Raw genomic sequence first — 2,429 nt, 5'->3', positions numbered from 1 at the left:
GGCAAGGTCACGGTGACCTTGCTGTTGGCTTCAGCGGTGCCGCTGACCTTGACCTTGCCATCGGGCAACGTCACCGCAACCAGACCGGTAGGGGCGGCGGGTGGCGTGGTATCCACGGTGTTGTTCGCGACAAAGTCAACCGAGGCTGCTGTGCCGGTATTACCTGCAACGTCCGTAGCGGCGACCTGCACCGTGCCATTGGGTTGCACACCGTTACTGGTCAGTTCAAAGGCGCCATTGGCCCCAACGGTGACTTGCTGTGTAGTGCCGTCGGGCAGGATCACGGTGACCTTGCTGTGGGCCTCGGCGCTGCCGGTGAGCTTGAGCTTGCCATCGGGCAAGGTCACCGCCAACAGGCCGGTCGGTGGGGCTGGAGGGGTGACGTCGACCGTATTGTCGGCGACAAAGGCAATCGTGGCTTGCGTACTGGCATTGCCCGCCGCATCGGCTGCAATCACCTTGACCGTGCCATTGGGTTGAACGGTGTTGCTGGTCAACTCAAAGTGACCGTTCGAATCGGTGGTGACTTGCCGCGTCGTGTTGTCGGGCAAGGTCACGGTGACCTTGCTGTTGGCCTCGGCGCTGCCGCTGAGCTTGAGCTTGCCATCGGGCAAGGTCACTACAACCAGGTCGCTCGGTGCGGCTGGAGGGGTGACATCAACGGTATTGTCGGCAATAAAGTTAATCGTGGTTTTTGCGCTGGCATTGCCTGCGGCATCGGTGGCGATGACCTGGATCGCGCCGTTGGGTTGCACACCCGTACTGGTCAGTTCGAAGGTGCCATTGGCCCCTGTGGTGACTTGCTGTGTAGTGCCATCAGGCAAGGTCACGGTGACCTTGTTGTTGGCTTCGGCGCTGCCGGTCAGCTTGAGCTTGCCATCGGGCAAGGTCACCACAATCAGATCGGCCGGAGCGGTTGGCGGTGTCGCATCAGTCGTCTGGTACGTTACGGTTGTTGCAGGGCTTACATGGCCTGCCGCATCTGTCGCCGTCACGGACACCAGTCCATTGGGTTGCACGCCATTGCTGGTCAGCTCGAAGAAGCCATTGGGTCCCGCGGTAACCTGCTGCGGAGTGCCATCGGGCAGAACAACAGTGACCTGGCTATTGGCTTCGACGCTGCCGCTGACCTTGACCTTGCCACCAGGCAACGTCACCGCCAACAGGCCGGTCGGTGGGGCAGGAGGAGTGACATCAACGGTATTGTCGGCAATAAAGTTAATCGTGGTTTTTGCGCTGGCATTGCCTGCGGCATCGGTGGCGATGACCTGGATCGCGCCGTTGGGTTGCACACCCGTACTGGTCAGTTCGAAGACGCCATTGGCTCCAACGGTGACTTGCTGCGTGGTGCCATCGGGCAAGGTCACGGTGACTTTGCTGTTGGCTTCGGCGCTGCCGCTGAGCTTGAGTTTGCCATCGGGCAAGGTCACCACAATCAGATCGGCCGGAGCGACTGGCGGTGTCACATCAGTCGTCTGGTACGTTGCGGTTGCCGCAGGGCTTATATGGCCTGCCGCATCTGTCGCCGTCACGGACACAAGACCATTGGGTTGCACGCCGTTGCTGGTCAGCTCGAAGGCGCCATTGCCCCCTGCGGTAACTTGCAGCGTAGTGCCATCGGGCAGGGTCACAGTGACCTTGCTGTTGGCCTCTGCGCTGCCGCTGAGCTTGAGCTTGCCATCGGGCAAGGTTACCGCTACCAGACCACTAGGCGTGGCTGGCGGCGTAGTGTCAATCGTACTGTCGGCAACAAAGTCGGTCGTGACGGGAGCGCTGGAGTTGCCCGCAGCATCAGTGGCAATAATCTTGATTGTGCCATTGGGCTGTGCGGCATTGCTGGTCAGTTCAAAGACACCGCTTGGTCCCGCTGTGACGTCTTGGGTGGTGCCATCTGGCAGAGTCACTGTGATTTTGCTGTTGGCTTCGGCGTTGCCGCTGACCTTCACCTTGCCATCGGGCAGGGTTGTCACTACCAGGCCAGCAGGGGCCGTTGGCGGCGTAATATCCACAGCCGGATCAGCCGTGAAATTCCCCGTGACGGAAACGCCTTTATTGCCGGCAGCGTCGCTCACCGTCACGGCGTAATCGCCATTTGGTTGTGAGTTGCTACTGGTCAGCGTAAAGCTGCCATCCGGTTTTGCGACAACCGTACCTGTAGTGCCGTCCGGAAACTTGACCTCTACTGTACTGCCCGGCTCGGCCTTGCCGGTGATGGTCATCTTGCCGTCGCCTAGAGTCTTGACAAGCAGATCGCTGGCACCCGCTGGTGGCGTAGTATCAGATTTAGGGTCAGCAATGAACTGGCCGGTAGTCGGTTTACTGGCATTATTGGCCGCATCTGTCGCCGTGGCGCTGTATGCACCCTGTGGCTGAGGGACATCACTGGCAAAGCTGAAACTTGCATCGGCGCCAGCTATCACGCTCTTTTT

At 60.0% G+C, this 2,429-nt stretch carries 1 protein-coding gene; it reads right to left on the bottom strand.

The window, feature by feature from the left end:
• A partial coding sequence (locus FEM54_RS30585) for an Ig-like domain-containing protein (protein ID WP_240792829.1) occupies positions 1-2,219 on the bottom strand: 2,219 nt, incomplete at its 3' end.
• Positions 2,220-2,429 lie beyond the last annotated feature (210 nt).

This window comes from Pseudomonas edaphica (assembly GCF_005863185.1).
Classification (GTDB): domain Bacteria; phylum Pseudomonadota; class Gammaproteobacteria; order Pseudomonadales; family Pseudomonadaceae; genus Aquipseudomonas; species Aquipseudomonas edaphica.
This window is presented reverse-complemented; position numbering and strand designations above follow the sequence as displayed.